Source organism: Acinetobacter sp. ASP199 (genome assembly GCF_022700675.1).
In the GTDB taxonomy this organism is placed as follows: Bacteria; Pseudomonadota; Gammaproteobacteria; order Pseudomonadales; family Moraxellaceae; genus Acinetobacter.
The window spans coordinates 2,051,921-2,068,500 of the sequence record NZ_CP062182.1; the positions used below are offsets into that span (position 1 = coordinate 2,051,921).

At 43.7% G+C, this 16,580-nt stretch carries 15 protein-coding genes and 1 pseudogene; 6 read left to right on the top strand and 10 right to left on the bottom strand.

The genetic code is table 11. The annotated features are described in order from the left end of the window. Nucleotides 1-4: 4 nt before the first annotated feature. From lepB to IHE35_RS09750, 4 genes are all read right to left on the bottom strand, one after another. Nucleotides 5-832 (bottom strand): signal peptidase I, encoded by an 828-nt coding sequence (lepB, locus tag IHE35_RS09735; protein ID WP_242787201.1) that lies wholly within the window; start codon nucleotides 830-832, stop codon nucleotides 5-7. A gap of 20 nt (nucleotides 833-852) precedes the next feature. Continuing rightward, nucleotides 853-2,670, bottom strand: a complete 1,818-nt coding sequence (gene lepA / locus IHE35_RS09740) for a translation elongation factor 4 (RefSeq protein WP_242787202.1) — start codon at nucleotides 2,668-2,670, stop codon at nucleotides 853-855. A gap of 234 nt (nucleotides 2,671-2,904) precedes the next feature. Beyond that, nucleotides 2,905-3,360, bottom strand: a complete 456-nt coding sequence (locus IHE35_RS09745) for a thioesterase family protein (RefSeq protein WP_242787203.1) — start codon at nucleotides 3,358-3,360, stop codon at nucleotides 2,905-2,907. A gap of 121 nt (nucleotides 3,361-3,481) precedes the next feature. After that, nucleotides 3,482-4,867 carry a Do family serine endopeptidase gene (locus tag IHE35_RS09750; RefSeq protein ID WP_242787204.1) on the bottom strand — a complete coding sequence of 462 codons (1,386 nt, stop codon included), beginning with the start codon at nucleotides 4,865-4,867 and terminating at the stop codon, nucleotides 3,482-3,484. Nucleotides 4,868-5,095: 228 nt separating this feature from the next. On the opposite strand from IHE35_RS09750, the gene nadB reads away from it, so the two are divergent. Continuing rightward, nucleotides 5,096-6,739, top strand: coding sequence for an L-aspartate oxidase (nadB, locus tag IHE35_RS09755; RefSeq protein WP_242789991.1), 1,644 nt, complete (start codon nucleotides 5,096-5,098; stop codon nucleotides 6,737-6,739). A gap of 42 nt (nucleotides 6,740-6,781) precedes the next feature. Here the strand turns inward: nadB and IHE35_RS09760 are convergent, their stop codons facing one another. The 6 genes and pseudogenes from IHE35_RS09760 to pabC form a co-directional block, all read right to left on the bottom strand. Continuing rightward, nucleotides 6,782-7,651: a histone deacetylase gene (locus IHE35_RS09760; RefSeq protein WP_242787205.1), complete on the bottom strand. Its 870-nt coding sequence runs from the start codon at nucleotides 7,649-7,651 to the stop codon at nucleotides 6,782-6,784. 11 nt (nucleotides 7,652-7,662) lie between these two features. Continuing rightward, complete coding sequence (locus IHE35_RS09765) at nucleotides 7,663-8,628, bottom strand: hypothetical protein (protein ID WP_242787206.1); 966 nt, start codon at nucleotides 8,626-8,628, stop codon at nucleotides 7,663-7,665. A 168-nt stretch (nucleotides 8,629-8,796) separates the two neighbouring features. After that, nucleotides 8,797-9,218, bottom strand: a pseudogene (locus IHE35_RS09770) (PaaI family thioesterase). Between the two features lie 70 nt (nucleotides 9,219-9,288). Continuing rightward, a complete protein-coding gene (gene tmk / locus IHE35_RS09775; RefSeq protein WP_242787207.1) occupies nucleotides 9,289-9,894 on the bottom strand; it encodes a dTMP kinase in 606 nt (201 codons plus the stop codon). A gap of 9 nt (nucleotides 9,895-9,903) precedes the next feature. Continuing rightward, nucleotides 9,904-10,956, bottom strand: coding sequence for an endolytic transglycosylase MltG (gene mltG / locus IHE35_RS09780; RefSeq protein WP_242787208.1), 1,053 nt, complete (start codon nucleotides 10,954-10,956; stop codon nucleotides 9,904-9,906). A 3-nt stretch (nucleotides 10,957-10,959) separates the two neighbouring features. Next, entirely contained in the window at nucleotides 10,960-11,772 is an 813-nt protein-coding gene (pabC, locus tag IHE35_RS09785) for an aminodeoxychorismate lyase (protein ID WP_242787209.1), read from the bottom strand. Nucleotides 11,773-11,931: 159 nt separating this feature from the next. Between pabC and IHE35_RS09790 the strand changes: the two genes are divergently transcribed. The 5 genes from IHE35_RS09790 (at nucleotide 11,932) to cysW (ending at nucleotide 16,578) form a co-directional block, all read left to right on the top strand. Then, entirely contained in the window at nucleotides 11,932-12,939 is a 1,008-nt protein-coding gene (locus IHE35_RS09790) for a sulfate ABC transporter substrate-binding protein (RefSeq protein WP_242787210.1), read from the top strand. A gap of 178 nt (nucleotides 12,940-13,117) precedes the next feature. Then, nucleotides 13,118-14,131 (top strand): sulfate ABC transporter substrate-binding protein, encoded by a 1,014-nt coding sequence (locus IHE35_RS09795; protein ID WP_242787211.1) that lies wholly within the window; start codon nucleotides 13,118-13,120, stop codon nucleotides 14,129-14,131. A gap of 31 nt (nucleotides 14,132-14,162) precedes the next feature. After that, a complete protein-coding gene (locus IHE35_RS09800; protein WP_242787212.1) occupies nucleotides 14,163-14,768 on the top strand; it encodes an alpha/beta hydrolase in 606 nt (201 codons plus the stop codon). Nucleotides 14,769-14,854: 86 nt separating this feature from the next. Continuing rightward, complete coding sequence (cysT, locus tag IHE35_RS09805; protein WP_242787213.1) at nucleotides 14,855-15,688, top strand: sulfate ABC transporter permease subunit CysT; 834 nt, start codon at nucleotides 14,855-14,857, stop codon at nucleotides 15,686-15,688. Then, nucleotides 15,685-16,578 (top strand): sulfate ABC transporter permease subunit CysW, encoded by an 894-nt coding sequence (gene cysW, locus IHE35_RS09810; RefSeq protein WP_004892240.1) that lies wholly within the window; start codon nucleotides 15,685-15,687, stop codon nucleotides 16,576-16,578. Before cysT ends, cysW begins: the two co-directional genes overlap by 4 nt. The last annotated feature ends 2 nt before the right edge of the window (nucleotides 16,579-16,580 follow it).

The following is a 16,580-nucleotide window of genomic DNA, read 5'->3' on the forward strand; positions in this document are numbered from 1 at the left end:
TGGATTAATCAATTGCTCCGTTTCGACTGAATGAAGGTAATTTGAAGCCAGGTTCTTTATGCATCCACACATAGAATGCGCGACCGGTTAAATTTTCTTCCGGAACAAATCCCCAAAAGCGACTGTCAGCACTCTGATCACGATTATCCCCCATCGCAAAGTACTGACCCTCTGGAACTTTCACTTCCCAATATAAACCATTTTCACCTGAATATTTACCATTTTCCACAAAGTTGATAAATGGTGCCTGACGCGCCACATTTACCCCTTCAAGCTCACGCATGGTAAAGGTATGCTCACCTAAAGTCTCTTTGTGATAAACCGATTCAGGAGTATCTAAACGGTCTTTTTCACGGCTAAATTCAACAGGAACTTTAGTGACTTTTTCACCATTAATAATCAGTTGACCATGGTCATAGACAATATGATCGCCTGGCAAACCTACGATACGCTTGATATAGCTAATGCCAGGTTGTGGTGGATAACGGAATACCGCTACTTCACCACGTTCTGGACTTCCAGTATCAATAATTTTGCTATTTATGATGGGCAGGCGCACGCCATAATCGAATTTATTGACCAGAATGAAGTCACCTGTTTCCAAAGTTGGCACCATGGAATCAGATGGAATATTAAAAGGTTCGTACAAGAATGAACGCAGTACCAGCACAACAGTCAGAACTGGCCAAAAGTCATAAGCCCAAGTAATGATAAAATTTTCATTGCCCTTGCCTTTGGTCTGTCGCTGTTTCAGAACAAACTTATCAAGCAGCCAGATTGCAATAAAAAACAACGTGGCAGGAACAAGAATTAAATTAAAATCAAAATCCATGGGCTTATATCCTTATTATTTTAGCGTTCGACTTTTAATACAGCTAAGAACGCTTCTTGTGGGATTTCAACACTACCCACCTGTTTCATACGTTTCTTACCTTCTTTCTGTTTCGCAAGAAGTTTCTTCTTACGTGACACGTCACCACCATAACACTTGGCCAATACGTTTTTACGCATCGCTTTTACAGTAGAACGGGCAATAATTTGCGCACCAATGGCTGCCTGAATCGCCACATCGAACATTTGACGTGGAATCAGGTCTTTCATTTTTTCAACCAGGGCAATACCACGGTGACGTGCATCCTGACGGTGGCAGATCATTGCCAAGGCATCCACTTTGTCACCATTGATCAGGACATCAACTTTAACCAATGATGAGCTTTCAAAGCGCACAAAGTTATAGTCCAGTGATGCAAAACCGCGTGAGCAAGACTTCAGTTTATCGAAGAAATCCATGACCACTTCAGCCATCGGAATTTCGAAGGTAATTGAAACCTGATTACTCATGAACTTCATGTCTTTTTGCACACCACGGCGCTCCACACACAAAGTCATCACATTACCCAGGTATTCTTGTGGTACCAGAATATGACATTCTGCAATCGGTTCACGCAGATCTTCTACAGTTGAACCATCTGGCATTTTTGATGGACTGTCGACATAGATCGTTTGACCATTTTTCATCACCGCTTCATAAATTACAGTCGGTGCAGATGAAATCAGATCCAGATCATATTCACGTTCTAAGCGCTCCTGCACAATCTCCATATGCAGCATACCAAGGAAGCCACAACGGAAACCAAAACCGAGTGCATCTGAACTTTCAGGTTCAAAGAACAAGGCAGAGTCGTTAATCTGTAATTTTTGCAGCGCTTCACGGAAAGGTTCAAAGTCACTGGCATCAATCGGGAACAGACCTGCATAAACCTGAGGTTTTACCTTCTTGAAACCTGGCAATACTTCAACCTCTGGCGTGGATGCAAGTGTGATCGTATCACCTACTGGCGCACCAAAGATGTCTTTAATGCCCGCGATCACAAAACCTACTTCACCCGCTTCAAGAATATCGGTTTCTGTATGTTTTGGATTAAAGATACCGACTGACGTAATGATGTGCGTCTGACCAGTTGATTTCATCAACATCTTGTCGCCTTTACGCACACAACCCTGTTTCACACGAACCAAAGACACAACGCCGAGGTAGTTATCGAACCATGAGTCGATAATCAGCGCTTGTAGGGGTGCATCACGGTCACCTGTTGGCGCAGGAATCACATTCACCAAAGTTTCTAGCACACCTTCAATACCTAGGCCTGTTTTTGCAGAACAGGTCGGTGCTTCAGTAGCTTCAATACCAATGATATCTTCGATTTCCTGAATTACACGTTCAGGTTCAGCCTGAGGCAAGTCAATCTTGTTGAGAACCGGGAGTACTTCCAGACCTTGCTCAATTGCGGTATAGCAGTTGGCAACAGACTGTGCTTCTACACCCTGTGCTGCGTCCACAACTAATAATGCACCTTCACACGCAGCAAGCGAACGTGATACTTCATAAGAGAAGTCCACGTGTCCCGGCGTATCAATGAAGTTCAACTGATATTCCTGACCATTCGGGTGTGTGTAGTACAAAGTCACCGATGCCGCTTTAATGGTAATCCCACGTTCGCGTTCAAGTTCCATAGAATCAAGAACCTGAGCCTGCATTTCACGATCCTGCAAACCACCACAGGTTTGAATGAATCGATCCGCCAGGGTCGATTTACCGTGGTCAATATGCGCAATAATCGAGAAGTTACGAATGTTTTTAATATCAACAGATTTTTTAGCTTGCGCCATGGGCTACCTTGAGAAAAAAACGCGCCATGCAATATAAAGAGATTGCACAACAAAAGCCGAATAGAAATTGCCGAGGATTATAGCAGAATGCAGTTCCAGAAAAAGAATTATATTTTCGTAGCTCAATCCACTACTTTGCTTGCAAAGAAATCGCTCTGGCCATGTTTTGGCAACATCAGAGCGATTATGATTTAAATACAGACCACCAAACTTAAATCTGTTTTTTACTCATATTTAATCTGCAAAATACAACTGGCTAAAATCCAAAGGATTGATATCTGCTGATAAGGGTTGATAGGCTTGGGTAAATGTCGGTGACATCCGCTTCGGACGGCCAGTGGCAATTTCTACACAGGCCCATTGCGTACTACCGGTAAAGAGTAAACCCTGATCTACGGGGCGATAGAAGGCATACTGGCGGAATGAGTAAAGTGCATTGATATCATTCAGCCAGGTACGCAGAATCAGCTCATCGCCTTCAAATGCAGCCTTGCGATACTGCACATGATGTTCTACCGCGACCATGGCATGCTTTAGTTCCAGATACTGCTTTAAACCCAATCCGATCTGTTCAATATGTGCGGTTGCAACATCCTGCATCCATTGCACATAGATCACATTATTTACATGCCCCAAGATATCAATATGTTCTGGTTTTACCGTTAACTTCAGGTCAAAAATACCCTTCACGCGTTTCTTATCCTTTAGATCATTTAGCGTCTAAGAGTCTACAGAATTTATTTGCAGGGTAAATTGCCAAATATTAAAAAACCGCCTGAGTACAGACGGTTTTTACGAACAAATGATGCATTTATGAGACTCGCATCCCTACGATCACGCGCTGTCCCTGACGGATGAGTGTTACCCGCGCGACGCTACCTTTGTTTAATTCAGATACAGTTTCCACAAACTGGTTGCTGTTCAGAACAGTCTTGCCATTAATATTGGTCACCACATCATTCGGCATGATACGTGCCTGTGCCGCGACACCACCTGGACGCACATCCTGAATCACTACACCACCTTTGACATCCAGACTACTCATTTCATTTGGTGTCAGGTTACGGATAGTTACCCCGATGATTGGTCCTTTGTTAGGTTGCGCCTGATTACTGGCATTTGCTGGCGTATCGTCCGGTGCTGTACTTAATGTCGCATTGATATTACGACGCTTGTCATCACGCAGTACTTCTAACTGAATCTGCTGTTTTGGTGCAGAGCGGTTTAGGTAGTTCAATAATTCGCTGGTACGGGAAATATCAGTCCCGTTATATTTAAGAATCACATCTCCCGCCTGTAAGCCTGCTTTGGCCGCTGGCGAGTTTGGTGCAATCTGAGTCACTAAAGAACCTTCCGGCTTAGACAGCTTATAAGATTCCGCCAGGTTACGGTCAATATCCTGCAAGCTTACGCCCAGATAAGAACGGGTAACTTTACCATTACGTTTCAACTGGTCAGCCACTTCCATTGCCACATCAATTGGAATGGAGAACGATAAGCCCATATAACCACCAGTACCACTGAAGATACGTGAATTCACTCCAACCACTTCACCCTGCTGGTTAAATAACGGTCCACCAGAGTTCCCCGGGTTTAAGGCGACGTCAGTCTGAATGAATGGCACTGCAGTTTCACCCATCATATTACGCATCTTGGCACTGACAATTCCGGCAGAAGCCGAATAGTCAAAACCAAAGGGTGACCCAATGGCGAGTACAGGCTCACCGACACGTAAACGTCCGACATCACCCGTGCGTAATTCCGGGAAACCTGCTCCAGTTACTTTGAGCAAAGCTACATCAGTACGTTCATCGCTCCCTACCACAGTTGCATCAATTTCACGACGGTCATTTAAGGTAATAGTCACCTTGGACGCATTTTCAATAACATGGTGATTGGTCAGCAAATAGCCATCTTTACTGATAAAGAAAGCGCTGCCATATCCCGTCTTTTCCTGAGGTGCACGCGGCTGAGGAATGATGACCTGATTGCCAAAGAAACGGCGTAAAATATCTGGAATCTGTTGTTGTAATAACTCTTGTTCGGACATTTTTTTAACAACATTGACACTTACCACTGCCGGACTGACTTGTGCAACCAGATTTGAAAAATCAACTGGAGTGGCTGCCTCTGCCTGCAATGCTGTCATGGTCAACGTTGCAGCAAATATTCCATGTTTAACATCCAAGATTTTCATGTTTTCATTCACTCAAATGATTGATAAACCTATTTAAATCAGTTTTATCATAAACTATACAAAGTTTAAGTAACAAAATGTTCTTCTTCTATTTACTGACATTATGCCATTTTTAAAGACTTAAGTTTCAGCTTTCATTACTTTTTTTCATAAATTCATAAGTAGATAAATGCTTGCCTTTTGGATAAAAAAGCGCTGTGATAACCGGACTTTTTTTCAGTTAGCTGAATAGTCATGTCTAATTTACACACGACACATCATTTTGATGTGATTATTGTGGGCAGCGGCGGCGCCGGCTTAAGTTTAGCCTTATCTCTACCAGAACATTTTAATATCGCGGTTTTAGCCAAATCAACACTTACGGATGCAAGTACATTTTATGCCCAAGGGGGTGTGGCAGCCGTACTTGATGAAATGGATTCTCTCGAACAGCATATTGATGACACCATGGTTGCCGGGGCGCAGCTTTGTGAAATGGATGCTGTCAAGCAGACTGTTGAAGGTGGCAAGCCTTCTGTCGACTTCCTGCTCAAACATGGTGTGCAGTTCACACTAGATGAACAGGAACAGCTGCATTTGACCCGTGAAGGGGGCCATTCTCAGCGCCGCATTATTCATGCAGCAGATGCTACAGGACGTGCGATTTCCACTACTTTGGTACAGCGTGCTCAAGAAAAGCAGAATATTCATATCTTTGAAAATTATATTGCGATTGATCTGATCTGCTCCAAGAAACTTGGTCATGCAGGTGAAAACCGGGCGCTCGGTCTGTATGCATTAGATGAAAATACAGAGCAGGTACATACTTTCCTGGCACCATTTACTGCCCTAGCCTGTGGTGGCGCAATGAAGGCTTATCTATACACTTCCAATCCAGATATTGCGACTGGTGATGGTATTGCGATGGCTTATCGTGCCGGTTGTCGTGTCGCCAACATGGAATTCAACCAGTTCCATCCCACCTGTTTATACCACCCGCAAGCGCGTTCATTTCTGATTACAGAAGCCATGCGTGGTGAAGGTGCGTACTTACGCTTACCAGATGGTGAGCGCTTCATGTTGCGTTTTGATGAACGTGCTGAACTGGCACCGCGTGATATTGTTGCGCGTGCGATTGACTATGAAATCAAACGCCTGGGTATCCGCCATGTCTGGCTGGACATTACCCATAAAGATGAAGACTTTATTAAAGAGCACTTCCCGACCCTGTATGCACGTCTATTCGAGTTGGGAATTGATATCACCAAGGAAATGATTCCTGTCGTACCAGCAGCACACTATACCTGTGGCGGTGTAGTGGTAGATGAGAATAGTCAGACTGATATTGCGGGTCTATATGCCATCGGTGAGACTTCTTATACTGGCCTGCATGGCGCCAATCGTATGGCCAGTAACTCACTACTGGAATGCTTTGTTTATGGTATGAGTGCAGCCAAGCATATTCAGGAAAATTTTAAATCGGATCAATCCGTGTCTGAAGTTCCTGCTTGGGATGATTCACAGGTGACGAATCCTGATGAAGATGTAGTGATCCTGCAAAACTGGGATGAACTGCGTCAGACCATGTGGAACTATGTGGGTATTGTACGTACCACCAAACGTCTGGAACGTGCCCTGCACCGTATTGAAATGCTGAAAAAAGAGATTACCGAATATTATCAGGACTATCAGGTCAGCAAAAACCTGATTGAACTGCGTAATCTGGTAATGGTATCAGAGATGATTGTACGCTGTGCCATGCAACGTAAAGAATCCCGTGGCCTACACTATACGCTGGATTATCCAGAACAGTTGCCGGAGTTACGTAAAACCGTACTGATTCCACCAAGTTTTAAAGTGGAACAGCCATTGGTGAATACAGCAGAAGTTTAAACACTTAATCATAAAAAAACCGGATCTCATGATCCGGTTTTTTTATTTGCTATATATCTTTATGGCAGCTTCAAAGGTTTTCAGGTGAATCTGAACCAGCTGCTCCAGGTTTTGATAACCACCTGCCAGTACAAACATCATTGGGATTTGATGCTTTCTGGCTAGATTAAATACCAGTTCTTCACGCTGTTGTAGCAACTCAGTTGTTAGCCAGGAAGATCCAAATGGATCATGCTGATGGCAATCCATTCCCGCCTGATAAATAATCAGATCCGCCTTCCATGCCAAGGCTTGTTCAAAGCCTTCATGGATCGCCTGACTGTATTCCGTAAAACTACCTTGGTCCTTATGAATATGCCGCGTCATTGCACGTTCATAACTGGGACAGCCAAAAGGCAAGCCAAAAATACTGAAGCTAAACAGGTTATCTAAACGGCGGGTAAATTCTGCAGTGCCATTACCGCCATGCTGATCACAATCCAGCACAAAGATACGTTTGTCTGGAAACTTCTGAGCCACCAAAGCCAGACCATTCAAGCTACAAAAAGCACCACCATATTCATATACTGCATGATGGAAGCCTTGAGCAATATTGGCAGAAATACCGTGTTTCCAGGCCAATTCAGCCGCGAGAATCTGACCGGAATTTATTTTCAGTACCGCATCCCGAAGCTGTTCATTCCAAGGTTTAAAACCGGCAAAAGTCGCCAGTTTTTCCGGAGTTCCAGTCAGGAAAGCTTCAACATAGTTTGGATCATGCAATTGCCTGAGCAGGTTCAAATCTAGATCCTCAGGCTCATGGAAGCGGATGTCCGGCCAGGATTTTAAAGCTTCAGCCACCGCAGTAAGTTTTTCCATACTATTGGTATGTGTATGCGCAAAATAGTCAGGTGAATAACAGACATCAAGCATATAGAGTGGCCTTAGAGCTGCGCTTGCGCGACTTCAAGCAATTGTTGCAACTCAGTAGTACCTGGACTGTACAAGCCATTGTCTACCTGTTGCTGGAAATGGGTACTGAAGGCCCGTTTACGGTTCTGTGGTGACACAGCCAGTGTCGTCAGACGCAGGAACCAGAATCCCGGAATCTCATCATAAGGAATCACGAAACCCTTATATTGCTTATTCGGCTGTTTATTCTGGATAGCATCACGGTCATAATCCACCGAGAATAATGATCCTGCGGGCAGACGTACGCCATTCATTAAGAGAGGTACCAGACTGATACAGGAATGGTTATCGCCCATATTCAGCTTTTCCAGCAGTAATGGGCGATTTTGATGATCTACAAAAATATTGATCTCACCACCACGAAGCACCCGATGGTGGGCAATTTTCAAAAAGAAGTTTTCTGCCATCGGACATGAGCCTACTTTAGGCTTCTCTACACGCGTACATAGTTCTACCAAGTCCGTAGCAGCTGCCGTTTTTGGCAAAATCACATCTTCAATCATGCTACAGAGCAGTTTGCTTTCTTCCAGTTGTGCCTGCTCTTGCAGACTACGCAAAATCTGTTGCTGTTCTTGTACCTGAACTATAGATTGCTTGAAATCGCTATCTGTAGCTGCACCGATAAACTGATGAAGCGAATTATTCAGATCCAGATTACGCCAAGAGTCAAGCTGCAGACCATATGAAGCCTGCTGATCGAGAATAGATTTCAGTGATTTGTAATTAAAGTCATCGAATAATTTAAGATCCTGAAATTCCTGTGGATCTCGTGGGCTATTGATATATTCTGCGAGTACACGTGTGGCTTGGGTATAACCACAACCACGGCGTTCAGTCTGATGGGAATAATGCTCATTAAGCATTTCTACCAGTTTTATAGCAAGTGGATGTAGCTTCTGCTGAAACAGTTGCACAATTTCATGATCTGCGGTCGCCATTGATTCCCCCAATCTTCTGGCAAATTTTGCCTCATTATTTGTGCAAGAAGTAGTTTTGTATAGCGATTCTAAAATCAATAGAACAAATTATAACTAAACGACAAATATTTGAATTCACAAATTTTTCATGATTATTGATACATCATACAGATTTTTTAATTTATGTGATTAAGATACTAATTTAGCCGGAATCGCGTAAGTTCCGGTGACATGTGCAACAGGCTCTTCCATGCCTTCTGAATAGACCCAAACTTCTCCGACAATGAGCGATTTTCCGACTTTCATCAGGCGGCATTTTCCAATCAGATCATGCTTTCCATCTGGCTTACGCAAAAAATTAATATTGATATTGGTAGTGACAGCCAATCCCACCAGACCAATCTCTCCCAGAATCGCGACATACAGCGCAAAGTCCGCGATCGTCATTATGGTTGGCCCAGAAATAGTCCCACCCGGGCGCAACTGACTCTCACTAACATAGTAACGAACAGTTGAGGTTTGAGGCTGTACCTCAATGACTTCACAATGCTCAAGGCTTTGCGGAAACTCTGCTGCTAAAACTGCTGAATCTGTTCCAGTGTACTGTTCATAAAAAAATCTTCCATATTGAAAGCAATATAGAAGATTTTTAGAGCATTACAGAGATTTAAATCTGACTGCTCAGACAGCCTGTAATTCTGCCATGGCTTGAGCGAACACCTGTTCTGGCGCTTGCGTCGCATCAAGACGCTTCATACGTTGCGGATGACGCTGCCACAAAGTTTCATAACCGCTTCTGACTTTCTCAAAGAAAGAGACTTTCTCCTGTTCAAAACGGTCCAGCGCACCACGTTCACGGGCACGGTTCATACCCAGTTCAATTGGCGCATCCAGCCAGAAAGTAACATCTGGCATACGTGAAACAAAGTTATCATTCAGCAAATTCAGCTTGGCTTCACTAAGTCCACGTCCTGCACATTGATAGGCAAAACTGGCATCAGTAAAACGGTCACATAAGACAATCTTACCGGCTTCCAGTGCAGGCAGAATCACCTGTGCCAGATGCTGGGCACGTGCGGCATACATCAGTAACAACTCAGTGTCATTACACATCGCTTCTTCATGATTTACAGCCAGCAAGAGTGAACGGATCTGTTCGGCCATTGGCGTGCCACCCGGTTCACGGGTTAATACCACCTCTTTGCCCTGTGCAACAAAGTCATCATAGATACGACGAATGAGCGTGGTTTTTCCTACACCTTCAGTGCCTTCAAAGCTGATAAACATGCTCACTCCTTAATTTTTTGAACGTAAAACAGTGAGATATTCCTGCACTGCTCTATTGTGATCTTGTAGATTCGTGCTGAACTTGTGCCCGCCATTTCCCGTTGCGACAAAGTAAATATTTTGTGAATTATCCGGATGCATTGCTGCTTCAATGGCTTTTTTGCCCGGCAAAGCAATTGGTGTTGGTGGTAAGCCAGAAATCGTATAGGTATTGTATGGCGTCGGGGTACGCAGATCTTTACGGGTAATATTGCCCTGATATTTATCCCCCATACCATAAATCACGGTTGGGTCAGTTTGCAGGCGCATCCCCATTTTCAGACGGCGTACAAATACACCTGACACCTGCTCCAGTTCACTATCCAGACTGGTTTCTTTTTCAATAATCGATGCCATGATCAGTGCTTCATATTTATTCTGATATGGAAGATCATTGGCACGGTTGTTCCAGGCTTGATCTAGTGCCTGCATCTGATGACGATACAAATCTGTCAGAATCTTACGGTCGGTTTCACCTTTGGCAAAGAAATAGGTATTTGGTGCAAACAAACCCTCAGGATGATTAAACGGAATATTTAACTCTTTCAGCAATTGATCAGTTGGCAGATTCACTACTTCTTTCGTGACTAAATCATCTTTCTTTAAAGTATCGATCAGCTGTTTAAAAGTAGTACCTTCAATTACCAGAATACGGTTCATCTGGGCATTTTCAGAATTGGAAATCATTTCCAGCACCTGACGGACACTCATGCCATCGCGCACTTCATACACACCTGCTTTCATCGTGTCATGAATGATAAAGCGCTGATAGACTTTCAGCATGATCGGAAAGCTGACATAACCTTCTTTGACCAGACGGTCGATAAACCCAGAATAGGTATCCCCAGCACTGATCGCCAGCATCTGTGTTTTACCTTCAACTGGATAATCTCTAAACAAGCTGCTTTTGAGAATCACGGCCAGGATCAATACAAGACCTAGAAGAACGACCAATACACCTTTAATTGGAAAGGCCGATTTCGCTTTATTTTTCTTTTTTCGTGTGGATTTGCTGGCGGACATATTTTAAATGATCTGATGTAAATGAAGACGATGAAATAACTCAATACAGACTTCTGTATCCAGTGTTTTTTGTTCAAATTGAGTAACAATTTTCATAGGGCTCAGTGCATTGCAGAAGAATAGGCTTTGAATGGAAGCAATTTCATTCAAAGCCAGACTACGCTGTTCACAAATAATACCTTGCTGTAGCATACGCTCCAGAATCTCGGCACGCATTACCCCAGTGACGCCATTATAGCGAAGTTCCGGCGTAACCCATGTATTGTTTATCCTTAAAAAACAATTACTGCTCACCCCTTCAACAATTTCACCCTGCACATCACAGACCAGCGCTTCGCTCCAACCCTGCTGGTCTGCTTCCTGCTTTAGCATAACCTGCTCTAAGCGATTCAGTGTTTTTAAGCCGACTAATTGCGGCATACACAGGCCAAGTGCAGTATTTAATACACCGCTTTTAATCTGTTCAAACTGATGCTCCTGAAGCGTTTGCGGATAGTAATATACCCAAACATCTGCTGGATGATCTGGCAAGCTATAGCCACGCTGACCAATGCCCCGACTCAGAATAATTTTCAGAGTACCGTTTAAGGTAGAGTTTAATTCACGTAATTGTTCTAAGGTTTCATCAATCAGGCTTAAGTCTGCTTGTAACTGCATTTTCTGGCTGCTTATACGTAGGCGCGATAAATGCCGTTCCTGCAGCTCAATACGGTTATTTCGAATCCGGGCTGTCGTAAAACAGCCATCGCCATAATGAAAGGCGCGATCAAGCAAATCTATCTGATTGACTTGTTGTGCATTTTTAAAACACAGCATGATTTTCACCTCTCAGGTCAATGTCAGGGCATGCGAAGCTATACAGCAGCCACATATCTGTTTTACTCACATAAAATTCTCTTTTAATTATTTTTTATGCAAAAAAACTCCAGCTATTCTTGCCTCATTCAACAAAAACCAAAAACACTTGAGGCAAATATGAATATCCATAAATTAAAAATTGGGGTACTTGCAGCACTGCTTTCAGCAACTGCATTTAGCGTTTCTGCGAAGGATTTCCTAAATGTATCCTATGACCCAACTCGCGAATTGTACGACAACTTTAACAAAGAATTCAGTGCTTACTGGAAAAAATCTACGGGCCAGGATATTAATTTTAAACAGTCACATGGGGGTTCAGGCAAACAGGCACGTGCCGTGATTGATGGTCTGGATGCAGACGTAGTTACACTAGCTTTGGCAGCAGATATCGATGAAATTGCTAAACGTGGCCTTTTACCAACAGACTGGCAGAAGAAATTTCCACAAAACTCGACACCCTATACCTCAACAATTGTTTTCTTAGTCAAAAAAGGCAATCCGAAAGGCATTAAGGACTGGGGTGATCTGGTGAAACCTGGGGTAGATATCATTACGCCAAACCCGAAAACCTCAGGTGGCGCGCGCTGGAACTATCTGGCAGCTTGGGCATGGGCAAAACACCAACCAGGTGGTAATGATACCAAGGCACAAGACTTTGTCCGTCAGATCTACAAACAAACCAAAGTACTGGATTCTGGTGCACGTGGTTCTACAACAACCTTTACTGAACGTGGCATTGGTGATGTACTGCTGGCTTGGGAAAATGAAGCGCATCTCGCCATTCGTGAACAACCCGGTAAATTTGAGATCATCACGCCTTCTCTGTCTATTCTGGCTGAACCACCCGTGGCAATTGTAGAAAAGAATGCCAAGAAAGATGGTAATGAAAATCTGGCTAAAGCCTACCTGAACTATCTGTACTCACCTGCCGGTCAGACTGTGGCAGCGAAGAATTTCTACCGTCCTCGTAATGCAGCAGTGTTAAAGCAATACAGTCATGTATTTAAATCACTAAAACTGGTCACGATTGATAAAGAATTTGGTGGCTGGAGCAAAGTTCAGAAACAACACTTTGACAATGGGGGCATCTTTGATCAGATCGTAAAAGCGAATAACACAAAATAACGTCTTATAAATGCAGCAATAATGGCCTTATTCAATAAGGCCATTATTATTTTTAAATACTTACTTAATTACTTATCTTTTATTTTCATATAAAATTCATTTTTAATTATTTTTTATGCATAAAGAATAAGTTTATTCTTCACTCATGTTACAGAACGTGTAAGAGTTTGAGGTTCACATGAGCATTTCAACAAAATTAAAAATTGGGGTTGTGGCTGCTGTTATTTCAGCAACTTCTTTTGGTGCAGCAGCGCGCGACTTTCTAAATGTTTCTTATGATCCGACGCGTGAACTCTACGAAGATGTTAACAAAGAATTCGGCAAATACTGGAAAAGTCGGACTGGCCAAACTATTAACTTTAAACAGTCACATGGGGGTTCTGGTAAACAGGCTCGTGCCGTGATTGATGGCCTGGAAGCTGATGTCGTGACATTAGCACTGGCTGCTGATATCGATGTGATTGCAGAAAAAGCCAAATTACTCCCTGCGGATTGGCAAAAAAAATTGCCTCACAATTCTACACCATATACATCAACCATCGTATTCCTGGTGCGTAAAGGCAATCCAAAGAATATTAAAGACTGGGGCGATCTGGTTAAACCGAATGTCGCAATCATTACACCAAATCCAAAAACCTCTGGTGGGGCACGTTGGAACTATCTGGCAGCGTGGGCTTACGCAAAACATCTACCAGGCGGTAATGATGCCAAAGCACAAGAATTTGTTCGCAAAATCTATAAACAGACTAAAGTCTTGGATTCAGGTGCACGTGGTTCAACCACGACATTTGCTGAACGCGGTATTGGAGACGTATTACTGGCTTGGGAAAATGAAGCGCATCTGGCACTTCGTGAACAACCTGGTAAATTCGAAATCGTAACGCCTTCTCTATCTATTCTGGCTGAGCCACCTGTAGCGATCGTAGAAAAAACGGTAGCGAAAAAAGGCAACAAATACCTGGCACAAGGTTACTTGAACTTCCTGTACTCACCACTGGGTCAAGAAATTTCAGCACGTAACTTCTACCGTCCACGTAATGAAAAAGTACTGGCGAAGTACAGCCAGGTATTCAAGCCATTAAAACTGGTGACCATTGATCAGGAATTTGGTGGTTGGGACAAAGTGCAAAAAGCTCACTTTGAAAATGGTGGCATTTTCGATCAAATCGTCAAAGCCAATACAGCAAAATAAGTTTTGCATTCAATAGACAAGGAGCATTCGCATGATACATACCCTCATTGTTCCAGGTGTTGGTGGCAGTGAACATGCTCACTGGCAATCCTGGTTGCAACGTGGCCTGATGCAATGCTCCCGTGTTCAGCAGAAGGATTGGAACCATCCGGTACTCAGCATCTGGGTAGCGCAGTTTGTCAAATCTGTACAGCAGATTGAAGATGATATTGAAATCGTGGCGCACAGCTTTGGCTGCCTGACCAGTCTTGCAGCGCTGGACCAGCATCCGGAACTTTGTCGCAAAATTAAAAAGTTGGTTCTGGTGGCTCCGGCCAATCCAGCCCGTTTTGGTGAAAATGGCTTTGCACGTGATAGCCAAACAGATTACAGCGCTTATTTCCATCAGCTCAAGCTTCAGGTTCCAACCATAATGTTGATCAGTGAAAATGATCCTTGGCTCAGTTTCGAAGATGCACATGATTTTGCCAGATCCTGGAAAATCCAGCCGGTTAATCTAGGTGCAGTCGGTCATGTCAATGTTGCTTCGGGCTTTGGCCCCTTCCCTGAAATTAAACAATACCTGAATTCAGAGATGTCGATGCAACATATCAGTAATGCTGATGAAGGCAAGTATTTTTTTAAATTTGCATTTTAGGTGTTGCAAATTATGCTTGTCGCAAATTTCATTTTTAATATTCGCTGGTTGTCTTCAATCAGTATTCTCTCTTTTGAGGAGTAATCATGTCGCAGCGATCCCGAGTGCTGCCAGGATTTGGTCTATCTCTAGGCTTTACCCTAGCGTATTTGTCATTAATCGTTCTTATTCCACTGTCTGCCGTATTCATCAAGTCGCTCGGCATTGGCTGGGATGGTTTATGGGAAATCCTAAGCTCTGAACGTATTCTCAAATCACTTCAGCTGAGTTTTAGTGCTGCCATTATCGCAGCCCTGATCAATGTTGTTTTTGGTCTGTTACTGGCTTGGTGTCTGGTCCGTTATAGCTTCCCAGGTAAACGTATTATTGATGCTCTGGTAGATTTACCATTTGCCCTGCCAACTGCCGTAGCTGGTATTGCATTAACTTCACTGTATGCACCTACAGGCTGGATCGGTCAGTATCTGGAACCATTAGGTGTTCAAGTGGCTTATACCCCTATAGGTATTACGCTAGCGCTGATCTTTATCGGGATTCCTTTTGTGGTGCGTACGGTTCAGCCGGTATTGTCTGACCTGGAAACTGAACTTGAGGAGGCTGCTTCTGCGCTCGGGGCAAACCGCTTCCAAATCGTGACCAAAATTATTTTCCCGATTTTATTACCAGCATTGATCACAGGCTTTGCCCTGGCATTTGCACGTGGCGTGGGTGAATACGGTTCGGTCATCTTTATTGCCGGTAACCAGCCGTTTAAAACGGAAATTGCTCCGCTGATGATTATCTCCCGTCTGGAAGAATATGACTATGCGGGCGCAACCACGATTGCTGTCGTAATGCTATTGATTTCATTTGTGATGCTGTTCCTGATTAACTTGTTACAAGCTTGGGCTAGCCGTCGCACAGGGAGAACTGCACGATGAGTTTAAATACCAACAGCAATGCACTTGCTGAAAAGCTGCAATCCCGTGATGCAACTCGCGAGCCAAAATGGGTACGTTATACCCTGCTCACAATTGCGCTAATCTTCTTTTTAAGCTGCCTGATTCTGCCGCTGGTATTGGTCTTTGTTGAAGCGTTCAAGCAAGGCGTTGGCGTATATACGCAAGCCCTCGTTCATCCAGACACATTATCTGCGGTAAAACTAACGCTATTAACTGCTGCAATTGCAGTACCGTTAAACGTGGTATTTGGTGTGGCTGCTGCCTGGTCAGTGGCGAAGTTTAACTTCCCGGGCAAGTCCATTCTGACCACCATTATTGATATACCCTTCTCGGTATCCCCGGTCATCGCCGGTATGATGCTGGTGCTAATTTTCGGTACCCAAGGCTGGATGGGCAGCTGGTTAATGGATAATGACATTAAGATCCTGTATGCCGTACCCGCAATTGTTTTGGCCACCATCTTTATTACCGTACCTTTCGTAGCGCGTGAATTGATTCCTTTAATGGAAGCTCAAGGCACTGAAGAGGAAGAAGCTGCAATTGTACTCGGTGCATCAGGCTGGAAAACCTTCTGGAAAGTGACCCTGCCAAATATTAAATGGGGTCTAATCTATGGTGTGATTCTATGTAATGCACGTGCCATGGGTGAGTTCGGCGCGGTATCGGTAGTATCCGGTCATATCCGCGGTGAAACCAATACTTTGCCACTACATGTCGAAATTCTCTATAACGAATATACCTTTAGTGCTGCGTTTGCTGTGTCTTCGCTCCTGGCTCTCCTCGCAATTGTGACCCTGGTGCTTAAAACCTGGGTAGAAATGCGCCAGGAAAAACAAAACAAACGTAATGACGATTTAACAGTTTCTTAAGG